This window comes from Chryseobacterium cupriresistens (assembly GCF_046614675.1).
Lineage (GTDB): Bacteria > Bacteroidota > Bacteroidia > Flavobacteriales > Weeksellaceae > Chryseobacterium > Chryseobacterium cupriresistens.
In genome coordinates this window covers 351,489-376,789 of the sequence record NZ_JBKKJT010000002.1, presented here as the reverse complement: position 1 = coordinate 376,789, position 25,301 = coordinate 351,489, and the positions used below count along the sequence as shown (strand labels likewise).

Below are 25,301 nucleotides of genomic sequence, written 5' to 3'. Positions count from 1 at the left end.
TAAATTCTACAGTAAATTTAAAAAAAAATTCAAAAAGTTCTTGTATATAAAGAAAAAAGCTGTAAATTTGCACCACTAAAACAAACAGAGACTCATGGTGTAGCGGTAACACTACTGATTTTGGTTCAGTCATCTGGGGTTCGAATCCCTGTGAGTCTACATAGCAGGAGAAATGATTATAATTATTGTTTCTCCTGTTTTTATTTGGTGATAATCCACTATTAATCTGAAAGATATAGTGAGCAAAAGTGTTGATTCTTGCGGTTCGATAATGATTTCCGTCAAATTCAAGTTTTTCAGGAAAAATCGAACCAATAATTTGGCGCTTGACTGCAATATCACCTTCTGTATAGACTTTCCAGATACTAGTAAGTGTTTCTAATGCTTTTTCCAGGAGCTTTGGTATATCTACTTTATTTTCTTTCGGTTTGTCACCTAATTGCCTTTCCAGCTTTTCGATTTGCTCTTTAAATTCTGTCTTTATTTCAAGATATTCTTCATCATCAATTACTTCAGAAAGCAGTTTATTCCTTGCCACAGATATCTTTGAATTCAATTTGTCTATCTCTTGAGATATTTTCTTTCTTTCATCTTGAGGTGCCTTTATAAACTTCTGATAATTATCTAGAAATACTTTTTTTATAAGTTTTTTTACTGGCTCATTCATTTCCAATTGCTTTAATCCTTCTTCAAAAACTGAATTGACCAATTCCGCTCTATGACGAAATCCACAGGCGGCATTACAATGATAATAGTAGTATCTGTTATTTCTGCCTTTTGAAGCGCTTGCAGTAATATTTTTTCCACATTTAGGACATACCAGAAAACCTCGTAATGGAAAATTTTCACCGGAAAGAATTTTAGTATTGGGGCGCTGTAGCCTTCTTTTACCGTCCAGTACTTCTTGCACTCTGTTGAATAGATCTCCACTGATTAAAGCTTCATGTTGACCATCTACAAAATGTGCTTCTTCATCTTTGTGTTTTTCTAAAAATACTTTCCCATAGTATATGGGATTTCTTATTGCTATATGAAAAGATGTTCTACTCACCTTTTTAATTGTTAATTCATTGACCTTTTTTCTGATTTGATTAGATGCCAATACTCCTTTTGCAATTTCATTAAAAGCCCACTTCATGGCTGATGCTTCAGGTTCTTGCGGTACAATATACTTTTCACCATTTTCCCTGCTTTTGTTGACATAGCCAAATGGTGCTTTTCCCATAACCCTTCCTTCTTTTTTGGCCCTGCGCATTCCATAAAACACATTAAGGGCTCTTCTGTCATTTTCAACTTCAGGCGCTGCCAAATAAATTGCGAGCATCATTTTATTTTCAGGTATTGAAAGATCTAAAGGCTGGTCAACAGCCTGTGGTTCTATGCCCAATTTTGAAAGTGTACTTATCATTTGATAGGCATCTCCTGCATTACGGCTGAAGCGGTCCCATTTAGTAAATAGGATAAGGTTTGTTTTACAACTTCTCTTTTTAAGTGTAGTTAAAAGTTTTATCCATTCAGGACGGTTAAATGATTTTGCGGAATGGTCTTCGTAGATAATTTGTCCGATAGAGATATTGTTAGATGAACAATATCTTTTTAAACGATCTTCCTGATCTCTTTGTGAATATCCTTTGTCGGCCTGTTCATCAGTAGAAACACGGATGTATAAATCTGCTATCTTCATAATTTTCAAGGTTAGTAAAATATTATAGGATAGCTTTAGAAATACATTATTCAGAACCGAAGTACTGCCTAATAACAGCCAAGGTAAGAGTGTACAGAAATTCCATGATCAATTCTGCCTCTTCCTCAGATATTTCAATGCCTTCGTTTTGAAAGAATTCTATCACTTCCTCAATGGGTATTTTTTTTATTTTCTTATCCTCCAGCACTCTGTACAAATTTCAAATAAAATTATTAGCTAAATTGAATAATAATTTTTTTCGGCTGTGAAGGATTGTTTATGGCTTTTACTGGCTTTATTTCAAAGCTGGTATTTTTTTAAAGTATTATAAGGTGGTCTTTATTAATAATCAAAAGGAGACTGATAACTCACTCTTCTCATCTTATGCACATTTCAATGGGATTATTATCCATATGCAGCGGTTTATTCTCTACAAATGAAGTATGCATATTATCCCTTTTCTAGAAAAGATATCGGAATGTTTGAATTTCCCTAAATTACTAACTGAGACGACTTAAATAGCTGATTATAAATGTACTAATATTTTTCCTTATAGAATCATATAAAACAGCTTATTTCTTTTAAATCCGAGATACTCTTACATTAAAAAAAATAAAAATACCGATTTTCATCGGTATTTTATTCATTTATAAGTTAAAAATTATTCAAGAGTAATTTTTCTATTCTTATGCTTTAAAATCAGAAATGTCTTTAGAAATCCCTAAGAAAACATAAATTTTGCAATTTGTGAGAAATAAATATTATACTGCTTCTATTTTAATGACTTCATTATGAATCACCTTAGTACCACCTACATTCAGAGTTTGCTTAATGGTAACTTTTATTTTATCATACTTAGGCGTTGGGAAATCCAACAATTGAGAAACATTATCAAAATCGAAAGCTTTTGCAAGTAAAGTAATATGTCTGGTAGAATATTTATGACGTTGAGTATATGATTCAACATTTCCTACAAATGTTTTTGAAACTCCCATTAATAAACTTAATTTTTCTTTGGTGATATTTTTTAATTTTCTCAAATTTTTAATATGTTCTATTAAATCCAAATCAAATTGAGTTGTTTCAAATTGAATAATTTTTTCCATTTATTATTTTTTTAATCCAACATGTTGGATATTTAAATATTATTCTTATCTTTGCTTTAGCGATTGATAATTATGCCAATTGGCATTAATTGACGATGTTTTCTCAGCTCAAAACGACCAATTTCCAACTGAGATAACCGTGATATCGCTCCATGTCTAAAAGTTCCCTAACTTTGCATATGGCATGAGGGCGGTTCTCACGTTATTTGTGGTTGGAACTTTATAAATCTTAGGGTTTAAAAAGTTGGGTTTGGTCGCCCATGAGCCCAAAACGTGTGACCGCTCCTTGCTTTTTGCAGGGAAATTCTTCATACAGAAAATATCGTTCTATACCAACATCTAAAAATAGTTAATATGAGAACGAAATTATCCAACATTCCAATTAAGGAACCGCCAGCAGGTTAATCTACCATTTTCATTAAAAGATCAGCAGCTCTATACCTAACATAAAAGAAAGGTATGTTTCGACATGGATTTACAAAATGCCTGATTCCTAAAGCAGAATCACTTTTAAAGTTGCACCTTAAAAGTAGTATTTTGTTCCAGAACTACCAAATTTTGATACTGTGAAGGTAAAGATAGGGGTATAGGTCTGTTTTCACAATCAAAAACATTCAAGCATTCAAATTAATCAAAGTTTGCCCTTAAGTAAAGAGAAAATACTCCTGTCTTTCCCTTTTAAGAACAATCATATTAAAATCCGTCCAGCAATAATTTAGCTGTAATATACTGTTATGAAAAGAACAAACTCTTTGCCCCGCATGCCAACCGATTATCAGCTATATGAACTGCTGAAAAAAGGCAATCCGATCGCTTTAAATCATATTTATTTACGCTACAAAAGACTTCTTCTGTGGCTTGGAAAACAAATGCTTGAGGATGAATTTGTAGTGGAAACACTTGTTCAGGATACCTTTCTCAAACTTTGGCTACACCGTGATTCCATTGAAAGTCCGAATCATATCCTGGGCTTTTTACGGTTTGTTTTGAAAAGGGACTGTATAACCTATTTCAATACTCCGAAAAATAAATTCGCTCGTTTAACCACTTCCCTTGAAAGTTTTGAGAATTATCAGGATTATCTCATTGGTTACGATCCCTTACAGGATAAAGAGCAACTTCTCCGTCAGCAATCCGATCAAAAGAATTTTGATGAAGTTAACAGGTTTTTAAACGTAATAAGTCCCAAAAGAAGACACTTGATTGAACTTTGTCTTGAATATGGCTTTCAGTATAAAGCAATCGCAGAAGCAATGGGAAGCAGTGTGACAGCCATAAATAATGAAGTGATTAGAGCCATAGATGACCTTCGGAAAATTATTAAAGGAAGTTCTTTTGAGCTGCCACAGAAAAAATCTTCAAATAATAAAGAACTTTCAGATAACCTCAGTGACCGGCAGCTCGAGATATTAAAAAGAAGGTTTGAGCAAAAATCTTCTTTCAAGATTATTGCTCAGGAACTTAAACTTTCTGAAAAGCAGGTCCACCTGGAATTTCTGTATGCTTATCAGTATTTACAGAAGAACAATAGATCATTAAACGCTCATTGAAATGGATAAATCAACGATTACACTTACCCGAAAAATTCAGCTGCTGATCGATGTTCCTCTTATTGATAAAAAAGAGATGTGGGAAAAGCTCTATCGGTATCAAAACCGATGTTTCCGAGCAGCTAATTTTATTGTTTCCCATCTGTATGTTCAGGAAATGATTAAGGATTTCTTTTACTTCACCGAAGAAATCCAATACAAACTTGCAGATGCAAACAAAGATGAAATGGGAATATTTACACGTTCAAAAACAAGCACAACTGCACGCATGGTTTTTGACCGTTTTAAAGGAGAGATCCCAACCGATATCCTCGGTAGTCTGAACAATACGATTCAATCTACTTTTTCCAAAAACAAAGCCGATTACTGGCAGGGAGTAAAGTCTTTGAGAAATTTTAAAAGAGATATTCCCATTCCTCTTCCAGTTAAATGTATCAGTAAAATGAAATATGATCCTGAAAAGAAAGCGTTTTGCTTCAATATGTTTGCGATTCCGGTTAAAACGTATTTAGGCAAAGACTTCACTGATAAGCGCCTTATAATGGAACAGCTTTTAAAGGGAGAAATAAAGCTTTGTACATCACAGATCCAGCTTAAAGCAGGGAAAATCTATTGGCTTGCTGTATTTGAATTTGAAAAAGAAAAGCACCTTTTACAGCCTGAAATCATCGCTGAGGCTTCCTTGTCTCTGGAACATCCTATAGTAGTAAAAGCTAATAATGTACGAATCAATATTGGTTCAAAAGAAGAATTTTTATATCGCAGGCTTGCCATTCAGGCAGGTCAAAAAAGGATTCAGGCCGGCATTGCCTATGCCCGCTCTGGAAAAGGGGCCAAACGCAAACAAAAAGCAATTTATAAAACAGAAAATTTGGAAAACCGATATGTAAGTTATCGGCTTCACGTGTACAGCCGGAAACTTATCGATTTCTGTATCCAGCAGCAGGCGGGCACACTTATCCTTAAAAATCAGGAAGATAAAATCGGTATTGCAAAAGATAATGAATTTGTGCTTCGCAACTGGAGTTATTATCAGTTGCAGACCAAAATAAAATACAAAGCAGAAAAAGCTGGCATCGAATTAATCATTGGATAGCTAAAAAATATGAGGGTGCTTGTACACCCGTAGGGTGAGGTCAAAGTACACTCACTAAATACTTGATAGTATATACAACGGCGTGGGCTCTTTTTTTATATGTATAATATGGAATAGAAATACATCAGGGAAAAAGCATAAACGCTTTAGAGAAATGTTGGAAACAAAGCAGGAAATTTCAGCTTTTGACTTAGGTGATAATTTTAATCAGAAACAATTTCATTTATTTGAACAAAAGGAAGGGTTTAATGAAGATCTCTTCAAAACAACTGTTTACAATTTTTCAAAAGAAAAAAGAAAAAAAGAAAGCCAAAAATTCATTATCGAAGATTTTAAAAAGCAAGTTTATGATGAAAAATACAACCTGCAAGGTGGAGATTTTTTGTCATATCATTTGGACCTGAACTTGCTTTTTAAAAATCTGGAACAATACCTTCGTTTTCTTTTATGAATTTTTGCAGTCCTACTTACAACCTCTTTATTTTCTTTCTTCTTTGCTGAACCGGAATATCTTCAGTATTATATTGTATTCTATGATCACCAATGTTCAGTAAGGAAAAGATTTCTAAGCTGCTGTCAGGATTTTTAAATACCTCTTCCAGTGATGAAAAAGGAATATTGTTTTCTTCAGAAACTTTTTTACAAATACGATCAACTATTGTTATGAGTTTCTCTTTGCTGGTATCAAATAATTTCGGCTGTTTGAACTTTTCAAATTGGATTGCTTTTATAATCGTATCCTTAACAGAATTAAAATAAGCATTCTTTTCATTGGTATATACTGTAATAGTAGACAGTATGCCAGAAAGCTTGTTTTTTAATAGTGAAACTTCTTTGGTCAAATCTGTATTCTTTTGCTGAAGCTCAGTAATGATTTTAGTTTTGGATTGAAGAATTTCTTTATTTTTAAGCAGTTCTGTATTATATGATTTAAAAACTCTTTCATAGTTTTCGATCGTCTTATCTGTTTTGATCCTGCTAAAACCTAAAAAGTCATTTTCTTTGACAATTAGATCTGCAAACTTTTTAGATTTGAGTTCTTCCTTTATTTGAGCAATCTTATTATTTAGTAGCACAAGCTCATTTTCCTTTTTCTGGATTTTAAATTCAATGGCTTCCAGTCTTCCTTTAGAACCTGAAACACCTCTCTCCATTTCCAGACATTCAGCAGTAATATCCTGCATTTTTGAATAATGGAAAGATTGATGCTTCAATGTTTTTCCTGTTTCCAAATCTTGCCAGTCTGCCACTAAATGAGCATGATAATTAGGTTTCCATTCTTTGGAATCCTTATCATAATGACCTTCATCTTTATGAATGGCAATTTGAAAGATTCTCATTCCTAACTCCACTTCAAGCCTTTTAGAGAGCCTATGTAGATCCTGCATTGTTGTATTTTCCTTAATAACAACTACAGCTTCACGAATAGGCATTGCATTTTTCTGTAATTTCCTTCCGGATTTTTCCTTACAGTATGCCTCTATTGATCTTACCCTATCTGAAATCTTATTTTCTACCCAATATTCATTTTTTTCCGTAAAATCCTTTTTGATATAATCAAAAGTTTTTTTTCTGAAATTGTGGGCTTCGGAATCTGTTTTAACTGCTTTGAAATTAATAGAAGTTTTCATGGAAAGAAAATAATCCACATAACCATCAACTCTAGATAATAAGACTTATTTGGCACCGATTTGCACTTATTGACTTAATAAAATAATCAGCACTGGTTGGATACGTATTTATTAGTTAAAAATGAACTTGATACCAAACAGAGCATTGAGATAAAATACCCAATAAAGTTTCTAACTAAAAACCACTGTAAAAAGACAGTGGTTCATTTTATTAATTATAGTGAAATTTATTCACGAATTATCTATAGCTCTATAAAAATATATTTCATATAGGTATATCAAAATGATAAGCATATTAATTATAAAAAATATCCAATTAACAGGTTTTCTTATTTTTTTAATGAATGTTGAAGTAAACAATGATAATAAAACACCAATTACTAAGAGTAAAATCATACTATTTATACTCCTAAAAATTCCAAAATCATAATTAGAACAAGTCAATATCAATAAAAAATATATAAAATTTATTGTTACAATAATAATCACTTTCTTTTTATCTTTCATCTTATTCCTTTTTTTCCTCTTTATTTAATTCCTTTACGACTGCATTATATGCATTATATCGATACTTATTATCAATTTGATTGTGAGCAGAGCTGACTGAAACATTTGTTCGAGCAATCTGGATAGACTTAGACTCATCTTCGTTTGTGATAGTATCATATGCATTATTGTCTTTCATTCTTTCTATGTTACCATTGTTAAAGATCTTAATCTTATCTTCTGCCTGCATTCCATCTGGGTCAACAAATCTAATTGGGTTATTGTAGGCATAGGTGTAAGTACTCCAACGTCTGGAAGTTTCCGCCAGTGGATCTACCACACCCATCTTCCAACTCCGGCATATAGAATCTGGCTCCAAAATCAAACATACCGGTTTCCTAAAGCTCTTTACCGCCGAACTTATAATTCAGATAACCGCCTAAAAGGCCTTTATCCTGTCCTATATGGCTCAATCCAAAAGGATAGTAATTGTTGGTATCTGTAATCTGAGGAGCGCCTTCGCTGTTTTTTGTAAAACTTACCAATAAATTTCCTAAGTGACCACTCCTTATTTTAGCAATATTTAGAAAAAGTAAGAGTAGGTAAAATTCCTACTCTTATCTTATACGTTTACTGAACTATCTTTTCAGGAAAAAAGTCTTTTAAATCCATTTCATAAACTATTGGATCACATTTTCCTGTAGAAACATTTTTGGGTACTTTAGAAATATTACTCAAAAGATCATCTATGTTTTCATGAATAGCATTACCTTTTAGAACAATACGCACCTTATTACAACGATTTTCATTATCCTGTATTGAAATACTTGATGTATATGCATTTATATCATTGGGTAAATGTATATAACTATATTTCATTAAATACTCATAATTAAAGTCTTTATCTACAATAATCATTGAAGGAATAAACATATAATTATCAGCTGAACCTGTATGCAAATCAATATTATAAACAGACTTTTTTTTATGTTGAACACTTTGTTTAAAAAGAGTAAGTATTCCTTTGTTATATTTTTTAGAAAAAAATACAAGATTTACTAAATCAACATTTGTTAATTTTTTATCAAAGTCAAATCGTTTCTTATCTAAAATATAAAATATTTTATAATCCCTATCCTCAAATATCTTTATGATATTTGTCTTTTCTGTTGTTAAATTAACCGAGACTTTTTTATTCTCTATGTCAGCCATTTTCAGTTGAGAAAAGCCATTTATGTTAAAAACTAAACCTAATAATATTAGTATTTTATTTAATTGTTTTAACTCCATATTTTGTCATTATTATATTAAAATTTTGTTGAACAGCTGATCCATCCCTATATCTAATCCATCCATCTATATAGTTGCTCTGGGAAGTTTGATTATAACCCGTAAAATATTGAAATCTTATTTTCCCTCCAATGGGCCATGAACTTGGGTAATCTTTGTTCACAAAAACCCCAAGCTGGTGCGAGCATCTTGCTCGTACCAAACAATAACAATTTTTAAAATTACACTTATTTTCTATACTTCAAAAAATCATGCTAGCAGCTATTACAGTAAACAACACTTTGCTATTTTGTAAAGTGTTGTTATTTTACATAGATATGAGCGAGACACTGGCAACGGTAAAGGGAAGATTACATTACGAGGCTTTCCTTGTCCAATGCAAAAAAAAAAGCTGTCCCACTTTTGAGACAGCTTATTGCAAAATAGATTAATCCTTTGTGTATTGGTTTTTGGAATTTAGAAGCTTCTTTGGCGGATAGCTTTTAAAATAAATAGTATACTTTTTATTTTCCAACTTTTCTGTTATTTCAATATAGTATTGAATCCGACGTTTTCCTTCATATTCAACAACAACAAAATTATAATTTGTTTTTTTATTCGGCGTTTTCTTTTCGGAAACAAAGTCTAAATAGATTTTATTTTCTATGTTAAAAATTGGAATATTAAAGAAATCACCTCCGGTTCCCCCACTGCCAACAATTTTAAAATCATTATCAAATGATGTGGTTAGAAAAAATTCCCGGGAGAATTCTTTACCATTTTCTAAAAAAAAAGAATACTTATAAGTTTTTGTATTTAATCCTAGTTTTCTGTTGCTTTTTTCAAATGTAGTGTCAATAGTCATTTTTGTACTTCCACGCACTACTGAGTTCATAAAAAAATCTTCAAATTTCTTATATTGATATTGTTTATAAACATATACACCAAGCATAAATATTATTCCGGATAACAATAATACATACAGTATTGTCTTTTTCATTATTAATTGTGCTATTAACACAAGAGTAGAACATTTCTACTCTTGCATAATAATTAGTCTTTTATATATTGATTTTTAGCATTTAAAATCATCTTTGGCGCATAGCTTTTAAAATATATAGTATAAATGTTATTTTCTAACTTTTCTGTTATTTCAAGATAATATCGTATTTGTTTTTTTTTTTCATATTCTATTGCCAAATAATACGAGGATGTTTTATTTGGTATCTGACTTAGATATATTTTATTTTTTACTCCAAAATATTTCGTAAAATTATCTAGATCACTTCCACCTCCTCCTCCAACAATTTTACCATTCTTAATTGAAGTTGTTACATGGAAACTCTTTGAAATATCCTTATTATTCTTATTTTCCAGAAAAAAAGTGTATGTATAATCTTTTACATTATTTTTCTTATTTGTATCGTCAAATGTTTGATCTAAAATAATTTTCTTGGTACCATAAACTCTGGCTCCCATCAAAAACTCTTCAAACTTCTTATATTGATGTTGATGGTATATGTATATTCCTATTTGATATACAATTATTAAACATAATAATATTATTATATTCTTTTTCATTATTATTTATTTTTTATTTGATAATTATAATCTCTGGTCTGGATAGGAGGTCCTAAAAACTCATATTTAAGAAGTGGTATATATCGGATTCCTTCTGCAATCATTAAAGTATTAAGATTATATGACTGATAATTAGTTGGACGTCCAAATTGTAAAGATGTTTTTCCTTTATTCTCTGTAACTTTAAAGGGATAAGAAACTGTCATATATGCTGTATGCGAGTTTTTTACATTTACTTTTGTATCTAATTCCCATACTTTCTTTTCTATAGCTTGTTCTTTATTACTAATTTGAAACTGAATATTTAAAACTCCCTTACCATTACTTATATATTGTATGTTTGCAGTTCCTTCTGATTTAGCATCATAAGCACTACTGTCATAAGCACTAGGATTTTTGCTTGTACTGATACTATACTCCCCATTTTTCAGTTTTATAACTGTAATAGCAATATTAAGAGAAGAAATCATATTATTGATTTTTTTAAAATCATCGGTATTAAAATATTTATTATTATACGGATTATTTTCTAATCTAGATTCCGAAGAAAACTCTGCACCTTTTGATCCTTTCAACATTCCTTTCTTCTCCGTATATACATAATCCCATTCACCAAACTGAAACACAAAGTTTAACGTGGTAGGTAAAGGATCGCCCACCCCCTGTAGTGCATCCATTAAAGCTCCTAATGTTACACCATCTCCACCTCCACTACCCGAACCATCATTCGGGTCTATCCCTACAAACTGTGACATGTAAGCTTTACCCACTTTAATTCCTGGTGTATATCCTGAAGTGTCTATACTTCCATCATCATTAAACCATCTACCATCTACGTCAAAATTCGATATAGGATCATTGGCAACGTAAGCATAAGGACTTGTAGAATGATAGCTTTCTGCCAGCTGATCTATTCCATTCCATTTACCAATATCTGGCATATATTCTCGCCAGCCGTAACTATACATTCCTGTTTCCTGCAATTCTTTACCGTTATATTTATTATTTTTATAACTACCATAGCCAAAAAAAGCATTTCCGGTTTTCAGATGATTCATCCCGAAAGGATAAAAGTCATTGCTATCTACAATTTCAAGAACACCTGCACTATTTCTTCCATAAGAAACCCTTACATTCCCAATATGATCTTTGTATTGGTAAATATACTGATCTTTCTGATAATCATAAAACCCTTCTGCGGTTGCAAAAAATTGTAATTCTGGAGTTTTAGAAGTGTTGAAAATTCCCCTCGCATCAATTGAAAAGGCTTGCGGCTGCATTGCCCTTGCCGAAAGGGATAATTCTTCCAGCCCTCCTCCTGGATTAATAGCCTCATTTCTTAAGTATTGAAACCCGTCCAGATAATCCGTTGTTTTTTTTGTCGTTATAAAACCATTATACCCTGCAATGGTTGTTGTATTTTCCTTTCTAAGCTTTGCTCCATCTGCCCTGTACTTAGTAACTATAGTAACATCTTCATTTCCATATTTATTAACATTCAAATAATTGGGTAGATTCAGATGGTTGTATTTGATAGAACTAATTCCTTTATCCGGCATGGTAAGCATATTACCATTCTGGTCATAAGCAATGGTGTTCCCTCCTCCTTCATAACCTGTAGGGTTATTGGATGTATCGGAAATACTCTTTACCTGATTTCCGATATAGGTATAATTCAGGTTATCGATTACTGTTGCTGTATTGCTTCCACTTTCCGTTACGGCGGTCCTGGACAATTGATTGATATTTCCGTTCAGATCATAGGATAATGACTCTGTATTTTCTTTACTATACGGATTATTTGGATTCTGGTAGTAACCTGCTGTAAGCCTGCTTAATGAATCATAAGCATAGCCATATCTTTTGGGAGTTAGTGATGGATATACACCTAAATTCTCTACAGCCCTCCAATCTACTTCTGCAATATCACCGTTATACTTTGGAGTTACATTTTTCCCGGCAAATTGTGTTGGATCAGGATTATTAATCCCTTCTTTTATATTGTATTTTATTCGATAAGTAAACAGTTTGCCTCCCAGATCAGCTAATGTCATTTGGTTTTTATTGACTTCAGTGAGCCAACCACGGATATTGTAATTATAATCAATACTTTGAAGATTATTTCCGACTTTTTTATTAGTTAATTGAGAAAGTTCATTATAAGTATTTTCCAATAATAATTCTTCCGGTTTATCATCTACCTGATGGTAATGGCGCAAAAGTCTGTTTCCAGAATCGTAAATATAACGCTGTTTAATCGTTACTCCCAATTCACCAGGTCTTCTCACATGATATGCAGTACTTTTTTGTAGAACACCAGCAAAATCTAAGTCAGATTCTGTTTTAGTATACCCTCCGAAATGATTAATGGAATGAGTACCAATTGTCCTTCCTTTGGTGTCGTAATAGACATAGTTTTTTGTCCAGTTTTCATCTTCAATATTTTTAATCAGGTTCATGACTGGAAGGTTTTTGGTACTTGTTGGATTGGCAGTTGAATTATCGGAAAGTAGAGCCTTTCCCATAATTGTTGAAGGGAAAGCCGGATTAAAACTATATGGAGGGTAGGTATCATAGTAATTAACGCTCAAAATCTTCATATTTCCCGTTGGAAAAGCATTTTTAGTATAATAAACATCCATTCCGTTTTGGGTAAAAGGTATTGTACTTCTTTCTTCGTTATTCGCCACATTGGTAGAGATATTATCTATCATGGTTTGCATTGCCGGTCGTGTTGCTGTATCAGAAAAAAATCCAGTATAGACCACTCTACCAAACTGATCATACTTGGTAAATATCCAACCTTTATCAGCAAAATTATTATTGACGGTTCTTAAATTTGCATCCTGTGCTAGCACCAGCCTATTCTGCTTGTCATATACCATATATTCCCAATCTTTTCCGGGAATTTTCTTTTCGACCAATCGGTTCCATCCATCATATCGGTATTGATAACAGAGGTTATCTAACACTGATGAACTCAGTGCAGAGGTGGATGCTAAAGGAGGAATAATGTATACCAAATGGCCATACTCATTATACACCTGATAAGTATCTACATTTTGAGTTCCGTCTTTTTTCCTTGTTAATATGGTTTGACCTTTTTTGTTTTTGAATAAGATTGTTACATTACCATCTTCATCAGTAACCGTAGATTTATACAATGTATTATCTAAATAAACTCCTGAAATGCTTAATTCACTGTTTGTTCTTCCTTCCTTCCATGTTGTAACAATTGTATATTTCTTCACTTCATCCGCAGATTTATTAGCTGCATAGGAGAATTGTAAAGGGTGGCCTGTCCAATCGTTACCAACTTGTTTTTGTTCCAGAATTCTTCCTAAAGGAGATGGTTCCAAGATTTTTTCAGCATATATTTTTTCATTTCCATACTGAGAGGGAGCATTGGAAACTGGTGAAGGATAAATTCCTCCATTCTGGGTTCCTGATTGTGGAATAGGCAGATAGCTTTTCAGCTGTCTTCCATGAGCATCATATTCTACAGGAATAGCAATATCTTTTCCGGTTGGTGTTGCTTTTATACTAATACTTTGATTTAATCTTCCAAGTCCATCAAAGTATTGTACAGATTCTGTTTTTTTGGAACAATCTTCTGTTAAGCAATTTTTTTCATATATGAAATTTTCTGTTAACGTCAGATTAGTCTGAGCATAGCTAACGCCTGCCGCTAACAAACCAGGCAGTAATAATATATTCTTCATTGTGTTTAGTTTTTATAATTGTATCGATATTCTTTTAGAACAACTTCCTTCGTGTCCACAATAACTACAATTTTCTCCAACTGATTGTTGACATTATATCTGTAAATTTCTCTAATTCCATTTGGAGGAGTAGTTGTTGTAATGCCTATAAGAGGATCATAGCTTATCGTTGTAATTTGAAAATTCTTTAATTCGGGAGTTTTTCTGAAATTATCAAATGCCAAAAGTAATGCAAGTTCAGTGTCCGGATTTTGAGCATCCAAGTTGGAAGCGTCTATAATAGGCTGAATATAGGGTGATATCTGCGCATAAGTTGCTCCTTCTATTTTAGCAATAGGTTGCGTTTTATTGTATCCATACACAATAGCTGTAGGAATACCTACGGAAGGCGTGAACTGTATAAGATTTCCTCTGTCATCATACAGATCGAATCTCATAGTAGTTTTTATGGTGCCATCACTTATGTTAGTTGCTAATATTGAAGATGGTAATGTATTATTTGTGTTATCATATTTCGTTTCTACCTTGGAAACAAGTTTCCCATCATTTTTTTCTTCAGTTGTTACCGGAATACTCAAAATATGAGCATTGGAAAGATTAGAATATCCTGTTTCCGGATAGTTCAATATTTGTTCTTCTATTATACCATCAACAGTCTTTTTTGTTTTTGAAGGCTGAAAATTAAAAATAGAATATTCTGTTTCTAGCTGTTCTTCTATACTTGGATTATTGTTAATGTAAACAGTGGAGGTATTTGTAAGTTTCTTAAGCCATATGGATTTAGAAAAGGTTTTAATATTAGAATATTTATCATCAAAAAGCAGATAATCTACAGCACCCGGAATGTTCTCAAAAAGATAATCACTTTGCTCAGTCAACAAAAGCCTGTCATGAGCATCATATATCTCTTTTTTTTCCAAAAGCCCACCACTCACAGTGCTGTAATATGGCCAAAATTTATCATTTGTTCCTCCACCTGTATAGGATGTCTGAGGAAAATCATCAGGTGTTTTATAATAATATTTAGTATAGCCGTTATTATCATCAATAACTTTCACATTTCTATAAAGATTATATGAGGCATTGTCAATGCCCATCTCTATTAAGAATGCTTTGCCTGATGAAATATTGGGATTTGTAAAATTAGAATAATCATACCTTACAGATTTTGCTGGGATTACCTCTGCAGGTGATGTATAATGCTTGATGGACATTACCCTGCCATCTGTAAATTCATATTGTATTACACCTTTAGTTGGAGTAATTAAGCGTTTCAGTGGAGGGTCCAGTTCAGCGTAATTATAGGTTAGCTCTGTGGTTTCAGAAACAGCTCCGTTTCTATCTAGTTTTTTTACTTTCTCTAATGCCCTTTTGTAGATATATTCCATAGGACCTCCCTCCAGCTGTATATCTTCATATTGGAAATATGAATAGTCAAAATTATAACCAGAAATGAGATGGCCATTCCAATCCTTCAAAACAATTTTTTGTACCTGATAAGGATCGTTCATTTTCCACGCTTCATCAAAAATATAGTCATACTCTATCTTACCAAACCCTGGTGATACAATAGATTTTAATTTGCAAAATTGATATATTTTTTTGTCAGGAAGGTAGACTTTATTTTTACTTCTTTTCTCATAAGTAAAAGTGGCTATTTCTACATTATTGGCATCTAAAATCTTACTCAGAAAAAAAGCAGAACGGTATTCATTAGATCCCCCATAAGGATCACCATTTAGGTTGGCCAAACTGTAATCATTAAATAAAAACTTATTCCCTTTTGCATCAGTAATAGTGAAAGAGTTTAAAACAAGTGTTGCTGTATTAGAAGTACGTGTATATTCTATTTTTACTTTATTGGCTGAAAGATTAATCAACTGAAAAGAGTTAGTATTCACATCTCGTACAAACTTAAACTTGCCAGAAATCCCAGGTATATTATAATAATAAATATCATCAAACTGATTTTTTTCATAACCATTAAGCGTAACATCATAGTATCTTTCATCTAATTCATCAACAATATTTCGGGAAATAACTCCGCCACTAAATAATGACCATCCCGTACCAATGTCAGCTGCAGGTTCATCTCTTTTTATATTCAACAGGTTATAGGATAAGGAAATATTCAATTGAATGTCCTGACTTTTAGATGGTAGTTGCAAAAGAGGTATAGATATTTCAGGTAATCCTGTTGCGTTAGTTTGTGAGACATTATTATAAGATGCAAGCGACGAAACCGTCGGCACAGGCCTAGGTAACTCGCCAAAATTAATGCCACTCTGTTGTGCTGCTGCATTTTGAGAAAATATACATGATATTATCCCTAGTAGCATAATTGTTTTTTTCATGATTCTTAGTTTTTATTTTTTAATCAATTTTGCATTCGCTGTTTTGTTATTATCAGTTTTTATCGTCACCAGATAAGCGCCCTGTACAAGGTTCTGTGTATTAATCTTGGTCACATTATTCTTTGTCTTCAGACTCTGAAGCTGCCTTCCGCTCATATCATACAGCAGAATATCAGCTTCTTTGAAATCAAAGCCGATTTCTACATAAGCATAATCGGATACCGGGTTCGGATAAATCTTGATATCTTGCTTCTCGATCAGCTGGTTGACCTGCTTATCTCCCAGTTTCACAATCTTCCAGTTCTCTTTCCCCAGTTCTTTGGCGCTGGTCCCGGCCAATATGATAGAACCATCCCGGTTCAGTTTCAAATCTGAAAGTCTTTCCTCTCTCTGCCTTGATTCTCCTGCCACATGCTTTCGCCACTGCTCATTACCATTCTGATCCAGATACAGCATCCAGAACGTTTCATCATCCTTTTCTATTCTGCCTTCAGCCTGGGTATAACCGCCTAACAAAATTCCTTTGGAAGATTTGTCATCTGCTGAATGAATGACGCTCATTCCCATTAAGACATCATGGTTTTTGAAGTTGTAAGATTTTTGCCACTGTTCATCGCCTCTTTCATTTAAAGAAATCAGCCAAAGGTCTGTGCCTTCTTGGATACCTACCGTTTTGTTTCCTGATCTTTCGGATCTGGATTCTCCACCAATGATATAACCTGTTGAAGTCAGGGCTAAAGTCCTCATATGATCATCTCCTTTTCCGCCATAGTTCTTTTCCCATTCTATTTTTCCGTTCTTGTCAAGTTTTACGATCCAGTAATCTCCTTCACCATAATTGCTGCTTTGTTTGGAGGTTACAGAGGTAAGGGTACGGGTAGCTGTATTTTCAGATGAAGATCTACTTTCAGGGTTTCTGACACCGGAACCTGAATCACGGACCTCGGAGCTTCTTGAATAAATTCCCAGTAAGGCTCCGCCATCTTTCGTGGGAATCATTTTCTCAACTTCATCAAGACCTTTTCCTCCCAAAATAAGCTGGGACAATTCTTTTCCATCTTTGTCGAGTAGCGTGATCAAGACATCTTTGGAGCCATAACCCTTTGCAGCATTTTGTACATTACCAGCAACAAAGAATCCTAAATCGGTGGTTTGGATCACCGCTCTTGCTTCTTCATCTGAAGAAGTTGCCAATGTTTTTTGCCATAATTCGTCGCCAAATTCATTGATTCTGATCAACCAGATATCCGATCCGCCTTTAGAGTTGTCTTTTTTATCTAAACCTTTGGAAGAATAACTGGTGCCAGCCAAAAGAAATCCACCATCCTGTGTAGTAACAGTTGCAGACAGATAATCATGATTCTGCCCGGAAAAGTATTTTTCCCAAACCTCTTCTCCCTGTTGGTCGAGTTTGATAAGATGAAAATCGTAGCCGTTGTTCTTCTTGCTTCCTTGTTGCAATTTGTCGCTCTGAATTGAGCTTCCCGTAATCAGATACTGCTGATCGATTGTTGTGGTAACTTGGCTTAAAAAATCCTGGGTGGAGGATTTGATATCTTTCTGCCACACCACTTCCTGAGCAGATATTCTCAGGATTGTGCATAACATAAATGCACACTGATAAATTTTTCTCATAGATTGTGTAATTGACGTGTAAAAATATAGCTAATACTTCATATACATACTCCGTAAAAAACCCATATTTTCATAAACTTTTATTAATATATGTTGTATTGCGTAAGTAAATTGTATCATAGTACAAAGCTATATCAGCATGACGTCAAACAATGTCGCTTTAATAATAAATTTTACTACTACACAAGTGTAAAAGAAAAAATGTATATATAATTTTACTCTCGATATGTACTGGTTATTGAAACAAAAGATATAGAAAACTGCATTCAAGTAATGTTTTTTTGTTCTCTTAAAAAAGAGAATTATCAATTAAAATCATATTCATAGGCTAAAACAAAATCTCATACTAATTTAAAAAGTCTCACAGAGCGAAGCAGCAACTTTGTTAGGACGTAAGGAATTTCAAAGTTGCGAATGAGCTCCTAACTTTTCCGCATAGTTGTAAATCGCACGCATTTTTAATAAACAATAGATTTGTTCTTAAAACAAAATTTAAAATAAATTACTTTTCACAAAGTACCCTTAATTTCGATTAATGGTTTAAAAAGCACAAACCTATTTTAAGGTTTCCTCCTAAAAGGTGAGTTTCTAAAAATAGGTATATACTTACTTCGCTACAACAGAAAAATTTTTAAGCTCAATCCTTAATATCTGCATCAATAAAAGGCTTCTAATTTTGACTTTCATTGACAATCGAAGCCAAATAGTTCCTCGCACTGTCATTGTACAGACATACCTCATTTTCAGGATTAATTTTCTGAAAAATGAAATTATGCTCCATAAGGAAACTGTCAGTAAGGAAATGTGGGAACTTCTCCAAAGGTTGATGAAAGATGAAATACTAAAAGATTTTAATCTCGTTGGAGGAACTTCTTTGAGCCTTCAAATCGGTCATAGATTGAGCATCGATATAGACCTGTTCTCCACTAAAGAGTTTGATGAGCAAGCCCTGCTAAAACATTTGACAGGCAAACATCCTACGGTGAAGGTAAGGGATATATTTAGCAATACAATCCTGCTTGATATAGGTGAGGTCAAGGTCGATATTCTAGCACATCAATATCCATTACAAAAAGCTTTTGAGACAAAGGAAGGTGTAAGGTTAGTATCACTAGAGGATATAGGAGCGATGAAACTTCATGCTATTTTTCAAAATGGTACACGGATAAAAGATTTCATCGATATGCATTTTCTCTTGGAACACAATCCGCTTAAGATTTATCTGGAATCTTATCAAAACAAATACAATGGCAACCCTGTAATGGCTTCATACGCTTTATTGTACCATGACAACATAGACATGGATGCAAAAGTGAATATACTGAAAGGAAAGAAAGTTGATATGGATACGATGAGTGAGCGATTAAAAAAAGCGGTCAATGATCCATTGCTAAAATTCGGAGAAAGGCAAGAATCTCCTAAAAAAAGCAGAGGATTTAGACGCTGAAATACATAATGTAAAGCTGAAAAATCGTATATTTATAGTATGGAATCAAGAGCAAAAATAAATAAAATTCCAAATCTCGACCGTGTTTTTTTCTGGGATTTTGACATTGATGCAATGGACTTTATGCAAGCCTATAAGACCATTATTGCCCGAATTGTAGAACGTGGAGGTCAACAGGAGATTGATGAGATCATCCGTTTTTACGGGTATGAAAAAGTAGTCACTGCTATCCGTGACGAAATTTACTTTCTGCCCAATTATGCTATCGAAAAAGCCCTGAAATTCTTCCCAGAACTTAAAAAAGAAGAAATGTATTGCTATCTAAATAGAAAGGACAAACCTTACCACTGGATATAGTTTTTGCAAACTTTCTTCCGAAACTCAAAAGCAATCGTTTTTGAAATTGATAATATGTTTCGTTTGTTATTTTTTTTCTTAGTTATCTAAAGGGGAGAGTACTTATTTTTTTAAGTTTAGCCTTTTGAATTCATTGATTATCGGATTCATGAATGCCAAATTATTAAAAGCATTATCCTTCTTCATAAGTACAGAAACTATATATTCCATATCATTTATCTTGTCTGAATCGAAAGAATAGGAGCTAGTGGATAGATCATGACTCGATTTAAAGAATATGAGTGACTCAGAATTCTTATACTTTATTCTTTCTCTTCTTTCCATATTAAGAATCTTTTGGTTGTTAGGATATAGATACATTTCTCCAACATATAGAACTTTAATAATTCCTTCTACTTCAATACGATTTGCTATTTCATACATTTTTCTATAAATAGTCGTTTTTATTGAACTATCAAATGACATGAATTGCATTTTTTCATCATTATAAACAATCAAGCAGGTTGGCATAAGCTTCTTTTGCATTTGAAAGATAACTAGGTGCATCATTATAAAATTGTTGAATAGATCTTTCGAATCTGGAAACATTTTTTCAAAATTTGTGAACGGGACTTTTTGATCATTTATTCCCAAGATCAACTCAGCTCTTGAAGCTTTTTCAAACAGATTTTTTCTGGTATAAAAAACATAATCGTCTATGAGCAACATATTTTTTGGAATACGATGAAAATGCATTTTATCGATCTTTTTTTCAAGCTGATCAGAAAGTACGTCAGTTTCCTTTAGTGCTTCTTTCATTGCCGTCATAAATAATTTCATATTATTTATCCCAGATATGAAATTGTCATACAGCTCCTCATTACTACCCCTTTCATAAAATGAATATTCAGCAGAAAACATTACTTCAATCAAATTAAATTCTGTAAAAAATTCACGCATAGAATCAATTAGCGTTGAAAATTCTACATCGTTTTCTATCGTAAAAGATAATTCAGGTAAAGCAATGTTGTCGGTAGTGGTATATACTACAATGCGTATTTTTTTCTCTAAATTGAAAGGTTGCTGTTTTAATACTTCATTACGCTTTTCGATAAACCATTTACAGACATCATTGAGTAAATATTTTTGTCTGTTTTCTTCATAAACTTTTAGGTGTTCGGTATGTGCTAACGACTTTTGCAACATAAATGTTACATTCCTATACTCTGAAAAAAAATTATCTAGGTGAGAAATATTGTCAAAAAAGTTGGTTCCCTTTTCAAATTTTTCTAAGCTACTTAAAGCACTATAGAGTTTATGATAAGCTGGATACAATAAGCCCTTTTTACTCTCTTTTAAATCAGCGTTATCCATAAGTAATGAATTATTAAATATATCTGAGCAAACTAATTTATGATTATTTTTATCGTTTTTTGAGATTGATATTTAAAGTTTGGACCGTTTTCAAATTAAGTACACATTAAAAATGGAATCTCCTATTTTCATGTTGAAAGTTATAAAATCGATAATTATCTGGAATATTCGGAAACTTACTCCAAAATAGATGCTCTTCTCTTGTTAATTTTTTCATCCTTTTTTGTATTAACAACAAGATCAGCAGTCCGTAATAACTTATCATCCTTCTGATAAACCATGCTTAAGATTTTTATAAAGGATTGAATATGTTTGACTACACTATTTAAAAAACAGATCTACATTATAATAGATCTGCTTTTTGTTTCATATTAAAATTATTCTAATGAAAATGTTAATTAAAAAATATACTCCAGTAATTTTGTTTTTGCAAAACCAAAATTAAATTCATATGAAAATATCCATTTACAAATTGGTTGGTCATCCTGTATTCGTTCATTAGAAATTGTCATTATTTAGAGTCTTGCTAATAAGTTTAATATCGTGAAAAATTTTCCAGCTCTTGTTCAGGGGCTCTGAAGTCGTAATTCAGGCTTTTTTCTGACAATACGAACAAGACTAAACTGAGAAATATTTTTTCCATTTAGCTACTGTATTTCTACTAAGCTGAAAATGTATGGCTAATTGAGTATTATTTAGGTTATTATTTTTTTGATATTCAAGCATTTGTAATATTGTTCTTAAATCATAAGAACGATGGTTTTGATTGAAAACATTCACTTCTTTGCATTCTTTTTTAGATATAAGAATATTAATTCTGATAACATCCCTTGTAGATAACTGGTCTTTTGCTAAAATGTTTTTACATTGTGTTTCAATATCAGGATATTTCCTTTTAATAATCTCTTGATAAATTCTTTTATAATCTACAGAATTTATTTTGTGTATTTTTTTATCCATTTGTATAAAGTGGTCTTTGGGATTTTATATTGACTAATAATTTCTTGTTTGTTTTTCTCGCCTGTTTCCAACAATTCTAAAATAAAGTCAATTATTTCTTTGGTATAAATATTTTTTCGGAATTGTGGGGTCTTACTTTTTTTATTAGAATTCAAACATTCATTTTGCCATTTTTTAGGAGGGGAATATAGAATAAGGTGATGAGTATATATTCTGAAAAAGTCATATCCCAATAGTTTACTCCATCTTAGAAGTAAATTTGAATCCATGCTTTCACAGTGATACATTTTTTCAATTTCTTCTTCTTGGCATTTAAAAAAATTACAGATACGGGACATTTTTATCCCATTTTCTGTAACTATTTGATTAATAATAAAGCCTATATGAATTTCCCTGAATTGCATAACTTTTGATTCATTGGTACAAATTTTATTATATATGATTTTATTAGGTTAGAGCTTCCAAAAAAAACAAATGATTCCATTGAGAATATTAGATTAATGTTTTATATTATCAATCATTCCGGTAGGATGATTGATAATGTTCAATACAGATTATCTGTTTTGGGAAGGATCATAGCCTAATTGATATCTGTTATTAAGTTCGGAATTAGTAAGTGCCATTTTTAAATAGGGTCTCTAATTACTACAGCCTTACCATTGTTGAATACCGTACATGTATCGTAAGGTCTGTTCAAAGAAGAAATATCCATTTGAACAGACCTGTACTGTTAAATATGGATTACAGTCAATATCCATTGATAAAAACAGTATATCCAAGAAAACGATAATATATTTTGATTACTATTATTTTTGACTAATTACATAACCGAAGACATTGTTTTGCATCGAAATAATGTGCTTATAATTATTGGTTAGCCCAAGCTAAGATATCTACTATATCAATGGTTGACCCTACTGGATAAAAATCTCAATATTATCTACTAATTAGATGGGGGGCAATAACTATAATCTGAGAAGCATAAGTTGCAAAGGTAATTCCGGAATTTTGTTATAGATACCTAAAGAAAGTATTTATCCCGGGAATTAACTATCTTAAGCAGATCAAGCTGATCAAGCAAAAAATTTTTAGCTTCATTCAGGTTTTGTCTTTATTCAGTATCCACATTAGGACATCCTTAGCACAGCAACTAAAATTTCTTTCTTATTAATTTATAATATCAAAAATCTTTCGCTATTACAACCCATGCATTGTTTAAATTTCCAAATGTATTTGCGGCAATAGCAAAAATTGTAATTCTTTTTCCAATAGCAATACTGTTTAAAGTCGTTGCATTGGCAACAGTTGGCACTGATCCTGTTATAGTTACAGGATTAAAAGGAGCAGCAGCTACAATACTTATTGATTTACCTATTTGAGATGAGGATGGTATCGGTAAATTTATAGTTACTCCATCAATTCCACACCAAAGAACAGATTCATTTCCTGTTGCATTATATGTTCCGGCAGGAACTAATAATAAAGAAACCGGACCTGCTAATAGATTGTTGAAAGGTATATTTCTGACATCCCCCAAATTATCAATAGTAAGTACATTAGTCCCTGTAGTAGCAGTCCCCAGATTTGATACTCTTATTGGCAATGCAGAAGCATTAATATCCAAATTTCTTTGTGGCGTAGCTGTACCTATTCCTATCCTGTTATTGGCTGCGTCAACAGACAGTGTACTTCCATCAACAGAAAATGCATTGACCTGACTTCCTGTAAATGAAAGCGTATTTGTCCCTTGCGATACGGTACGGTTACTGGTAAGACTTCCATCTGTATTATAAATATTAACACCTGCAACTCCAACTGTGCCACCATCCGTAGATCTCCATCCGGAATTACTATATACATATTCCAGGGCTTTTCCATTAGGAATGGTAACTCCATTCAGTGTAGCTCCAAAACCGCCCGTTGTATTATTGAAGACGATGAGACGTTGACCAGCATTGGGGGCCGCTGGAGCAGTAATCGTTACAGTGGCAGTAGCCGCTCCCGTTAGCTGTACCTGACTTATATTAGCCGGTATTGTAACAGCATTTCCGGATATAACTATTGCAGTTTCCCTATTAGTGATTGCTCCATTTACATCAAGTGTTGTCCCGGGATTTACTGTATTAATCCCTACATTACCCGTTTGAGCAAAAATGCCTATGTTTACATTGAGTAAACTGATTAAAATTATTTTTTTGGAAATCATAATAAATAAATTTTTTTGTTTGTTGTTTTTAATATAATAAATTTTACGGAGTTGATAATATCCTTGTATTTGTCAATATGGGACGTATTCTGGGAAGAAGCGGTATCAATGCATATTTGGTTAACAATAAAGCTCAATAAGCAATATTTGATTTTGTCAAATTTCTATGTTTTATTAACTATAATTCGTAGTTGATAGATATGTTAATTGTAAAACTATAAAATAAGCTCCCCAATTCTCTCATCACCTGTGATAATAGCAACTTAATTGTAGAGGGTATTTAATAGAGGAGCTTAATTTATTAATCTTTTTAGTCTATTTTTTGACAGTTTTTTTAATTTCTTACAAATAATTGTTAACCAATTACAATTATGTTCTTCATGAAATGTGCGGATAAAGATTTTAATTATAATAATTCAACATTATCTAAAAAAAATTCGAAAAAGATCAAATGACATTAAAAAGAATATCATTATTTAATTATGCACTAAATACTGTATCTTCGTAAGCATTGTTTCTACATCTTATATCCAAATAAGATTTAGATACGTACAATAATTAGTAGCCTAAGATTACATTCAGTATTATTTTTATATGCACTAATATAAATAATAACAGAAAGTTACCTGAGGGAAAATTGAATCAATCCCTACTTGTGAAGTGCCTCTTTAAGAAATAACTGTGGGAAATTAAGGGGTAACATTTGTTTCATTTTTTTTGTGTGTTTTTGTTGATATTTGATAATTAACTCTAATTAAATTACCTTTTCAACACAAAGTTAAAAAATTTATTTAATATACAAATAAAAATATAAAAAAATTTGAATTATAAAAATTTAATGAAAAGGGAAGTTCAATATCTGAA

18 protein-coding genes, 1 tRNA gene and 1 pseudogene are annotated in these 25,301 nt (G+C 32.3%); 6 read left to right on the top strand and 14 right to left on the bottom strand.

Going from position 1 to position 25,301, the window contains the following annotated elements; all coding sequences use genetic code 11:
* Positions 1–88: 88 nt before the first annotated feature.
* Positions 89–159: transfer RNA gene (locus ACLI50_RS06895), tRNA-Gln, on the top strand.
* A 586-nt stretch (positions 160–745) separates the two neighbouring features.
* Here ACLI50_RS06895 and ACLI50_RS06890 read toward each other — a convergent pair.
* Positions 746–1,684, bottom strand: a pseudogene (locus tag ACLI50_RS06890) (recombinase family protein); the annotation flags it as partial.
* Between the two features lie 761 nt (positions 1,685–2,445).
* Positions 2,446–2,790 carry a helix-turn-helix domain-containing protein gene (locus tag ACLI50_RS06885; protein ID WP_411413448.1) on the bottom strand — a complete coding sequence of 115 codons (345 nt, stop codon included), beginning with the start codon at positions 2,788–2,790 and terminating at the stop codon, positions 2,446–2,448.
* A 734-nt stretch (positions 2,791–3,524) separates the two neighbouring features.
* Between ACLI50_RS06885 and ACLI50_RS06880 the strand changes: the two genes are divergently transcribed.
* From ACLI50_RS06880 to ACLI50_RS06870, 3 genes are all read left to right on the top strand, one after another.
* Positions 3,525–4,340, top strand: a complete 816-nt coding sequence (locus ACLI50_RS06880; protein WP_411413447.1) for an RNA polymerase sigma factor — start codon at positions 3,525–3,527, stop codon at positions 4,338–4,340.
* A gap of 1 nt (position 4,341) precedes the next feature.
* Positions 4,342–5,436, top strand: a complete 1,095-nt coding sequence (locus tag ACLI50_RS06875) for a hypothetical protein (protein WP_411413446.1) — start codon at positions 4,342–4,344, stop codon at positions 5,434–5,436.
* An 82-nt stretch (positions 5,437–5,518) separates the two neighbouring features.
* The gene (locus ACLI50_RS06870) at positions 5,519–5,887 is read left to right on the top strand and encodes a hypothetical protein (protein WP_411413445.1); all 369 of its coding nucleotides are present in this window, start codon (positions 5,519–5,521) and stop codon (positions 5,885–5,887) included.
* Positions 5,888–5,903: 16 nt separating this feature from the next.
* Here ACLI50_RS06870 and ACLI50_RS06865 read toward each other — a convergent pair whose 3' ends face one another.
* The 9 genes from ACLI50_RS06865 to ACLI50_RS06825 form a co-directional block, all read right to left on the bottom strand.
* A complete protein-coding gene (locus tag ACLI50_RS06865; protein WP_411413444.1) occupies positions 5,904–7,067 on the bottom strand; it encodes a plasmid recombination protein in 1,164 nt (387 codons plus the stop codon).
* Between the two features lie 508 nt (positions 7,068–7,575).
* Positions 7,576–7,899 carry an RHS repeat-associated core domain-containing protein gene (locus tag ACLI50_RS06860; protein WP_411413443.1) on the bottom strand — a complete coding sequence of 108 codons (324 nt, stop codon included), beginning with the start codon at positions 7,897–7,899 and terminating at the stop codon, positions 7,576–7,578.
* Positions 7,900–7,951: 52 nt separating this feature from the next.
* A complete protein-coding gene (locus ACLI50_RS06855) occupies positions 7,952–8,098 on the bottom strand; it encodes a hypothetical protein (protein WP_411413442.1) in 147 nt (48 codons plus the stop codon).
* 85 nt (positions 8,099–8,183) lie between these two features.
* Positions 8,184–8,843, bottom strand: coding sequence for a hypothetical protein (locus ACLI50_RS06850; protein WP_411413441.1), 660 nt, complete (start codon positions 8,841–8,843; stop codon positions 8,184–8,186).
* Between the two features lie 427 nt (positions 8,844–9,270).
* Positions 9,271–9,822 carry a hypothetical protein gene (locus ACLI50_RS06845; protein WP_411413440.1) on the bottom strand — a complete coding sequence of 184 codons (552 nt, stop codon included), beginning with the start codon at positions 9,820–9,822 and terminating at the stop codon, positions 9,271–9,273.
* A 53-nt stretch (positions 9,823–9,875) separates the two neighbouring features.
* Complete coding sequence (locus tag ACLI50_RS06840; RefSeq protein ID WP_411413439.1) at positions 9,876–10,403, bottom strand: hypothetical protein; 528 nt, start codon at positions 10,401–10,403, stop codon at positions 9,876–9,878.
* 2 nt (positions 10,404–10,405) lie between these two features.
* Positions 10,406–14,125 (bottom strand): DUF6443 domain-containing protein, encoded by a 3,720-nt coding sequence (locus ACLI50_RS06835; protein WP_411413438.1) that lies wholly within the window; start codon positions 14,123–14,125, stop codon positions 10,406–10,408.
* 5 nt (positions 14,126–14,130) lie between these two features.
* The gene (locus ACLI50_RS06830; protein WP_411413437.1) at positions 14,131–16,479 is read right to left on the bottom strand and encodes a hypothetical protein; all 2,349 of its coding nucleotides are present in this window, start codon (positions 16,477–16,479) and stop codon (positions 14,131–14,133) included.
* Between the two features lie 12 nt (positions 16,480–16,491).
* Positions 16,492–18,114: a T9SS type A sorting domain-containing protein gene (locus tag ACLI50_RS06825; protein WP_411413436.1), complete on the bottom strand. Its 1,623-nt coding sequence runs from the start codon at positions 18,112–18,114 to the stop codon at positions 16,492–16,494.
* Positions 18,115–18,886: 772 nt separating this feature from the next.
* On the opposite strand from ACLI50_RS06825, the gene ACLI50_RS06820 reads away from it, so the two are divergent.
* Positions 18,887–19,561, top strand: coding sequence for a nucleotidyl transferase AbiEii/AbiGii toxin family protein (locus ACLI50_RS06820; RefSeq protein ID WP_142018111.1), 675 nt, complete (start codon positions 18,887–18,889; stop codon positions 19,559–19,561).
* A gap of 39 nt (positions 19,562–19,600) precedes the next feature.
* Entirely contained in the window at positions 19,601–19,918 is a 318-nt protein-coding gene (locus ACLI50_RS06815; protein WP_209787185.1) for a DUF6922 domain-containing protein, read from the top strand.
* 102 nt (positions 19,919–20,020) lie between these two features.
* On the opposite strand, the gene ACLI50_RS06810 is transcribed toward ACLI50_RS06815, so the two are convergent.
* From ACLI50_RS06810 to ACLI50_RS06800, 3 genes are all read right to left on the bottom strand, one after another.
* A complete protein-coding gene (locus ACLI50_RS06810; RefSeq protein ID WP_411413435.1) occupies positions 20,021–21,271 on the bottom strand; it encodes a hypothetical protein in 1,251 nt (416 codons plus the stop codon).
* 618 nt (positions 21,272–21,889) lie between these two features.
* A complete protein-coding gene (locus tag ACLI50_RS06805; protein ID WP_411413434.1) occupies positions 21,890–22,231 on the bottom strand; it encodes a helix-turn-helix domain-containing protein in 342 nt (113 codons plus the stop codon).
* 1,180 nt (positions 22,232–23,411) lie between these two features.
* Positions 23,412–24,437 (bottom strand): hypothetical protein, encoded by a 1,026-nt coding sequence (locus tag ACLI50_RS06800; RefSeq protein WP_411413433.1) that lies wholly within the window; start codon positions 24,435–24,437, stop codon positions 23,412–23,414.
* Between the last annotated feature and the right edge of the window lie 864 nt (positions 24,438–25,301).

Excerpts from the sequence above, each read along its gene's own strand:
- ACLI50_RS06810 (WP_411413435.1), bottom strand. The coding sequence starts at position 21,271 with ATGGATAACGCTGATTTAAAAGAGAGTAAAAAGGGCTTATTGTATCCA.
- ACLI50_RS06825 (WP_411413436.1), bottom strand. The coding sequence starts at position 18,114 with ATGAGAAAAATTTATCAGTGTGCATTTATGTTATGCACAATCCTGAGA.
- ACLI50_RS06885 (WP_411413448.1), bottom strand. The coding sequence starts at position 2,790 with ATGGAAAAAATTATTCAATTTGAAACAACTCAATTTGATTTGGATTTA.
- ACLI50_RS06840 (WP_411413439.1), bottom strand. The coding sequence starts at position 10,403 with ATGAAAAAGAATATAATAATATTATTATGTTTAATAATTGTATATCAA.
- ACLI50_RS06820 (WP_142018111.1), top strand. The coding sequence starts at position 18,887 with ATGCTCCATAAGGAAACTGTCAGTAAGGAAATGTGGGAACTTCTCCAA.
- ACLI50_RS06875 (WP_411413446.1), top strand. The coding sequence starts at position 4,342 with ATGGATAAATCAACGATTACACTTACCCGAAAAATTCAGCTGCTGATC.
- ACLI50_RS06880 (WP_411413447.1), top strand. The coding sequence starts at position 3,525 with ATGAAAAGAACAAACTCTTTGCCCCGCATGCCAACCGATTATCAGCTA.
- ACLI50_RS06845 (WP_411413440.1), bottom strand. The coding sequence starts at position 9,822 with ATGAAAAAGACAATACTGTATGTATTATTGTTATCCGGAATAATATTT.
- ACLI50_RS06860 (WP_411413443.1), bottom strand. The coding sequence starts at position 7,899 with ATGGGTGTGGTAGATCCACTGGCGGAAACTTCCAGACGTTGGAGTACT.
- ACLI50_RS06835 (WP_411413438.1), bottom strand. The coding sequence starts at position 14,125 with ATGAAGAATATATTATTACTGCCTGGTTTGTTAGCGGCAGGCGTTAGC.
- ACLI50_RS06800 (WP_411413433.1), bottom strand. The coding sequence starts at position 24,437 with ATGATTTCCAAAAAAATAATTTTAATCAGTTTACTCAATGTAAACATA.
- ACLI50_RS06850 (WP_411413441.1), bottom strand. The coding sequence starts at position 8,843 with ATGGAGTTAAAACAATTAAATAAAATACTAATATTATTAGGTTTAGTT.
- ACLI50_RS06830 (WP_411413437.1), bottom strand. The coding sequence starts at position 16,479 with ATGAAAAAAACAATTATGCTACTAGGGATAATATCATGTATATTTTCT.
- ACLI50_RS06815 (WP_209787185.1), top strand. The coding sequence starts at position 19,601 with ATGGAATCAAGAGCAAAAATAAATAAAATTCCAAATCTCGACCGTGTT.
- ACLI50_RS06865 (WP_411413444.1), bottom strand. The coding sequence starts at position 7,067 with ATGAAAACTTCTATTAATTTCAAAGCAGTTAAAACAGATTCCGAAGCC.
- ACLI50_RS06805 (WP_411413434.1), bottom strand. The coding sequence starts at position 22,231 with ATGGATAAAAAAATACACAAAATAAATTCTGTAGATTATAAAAGAATT.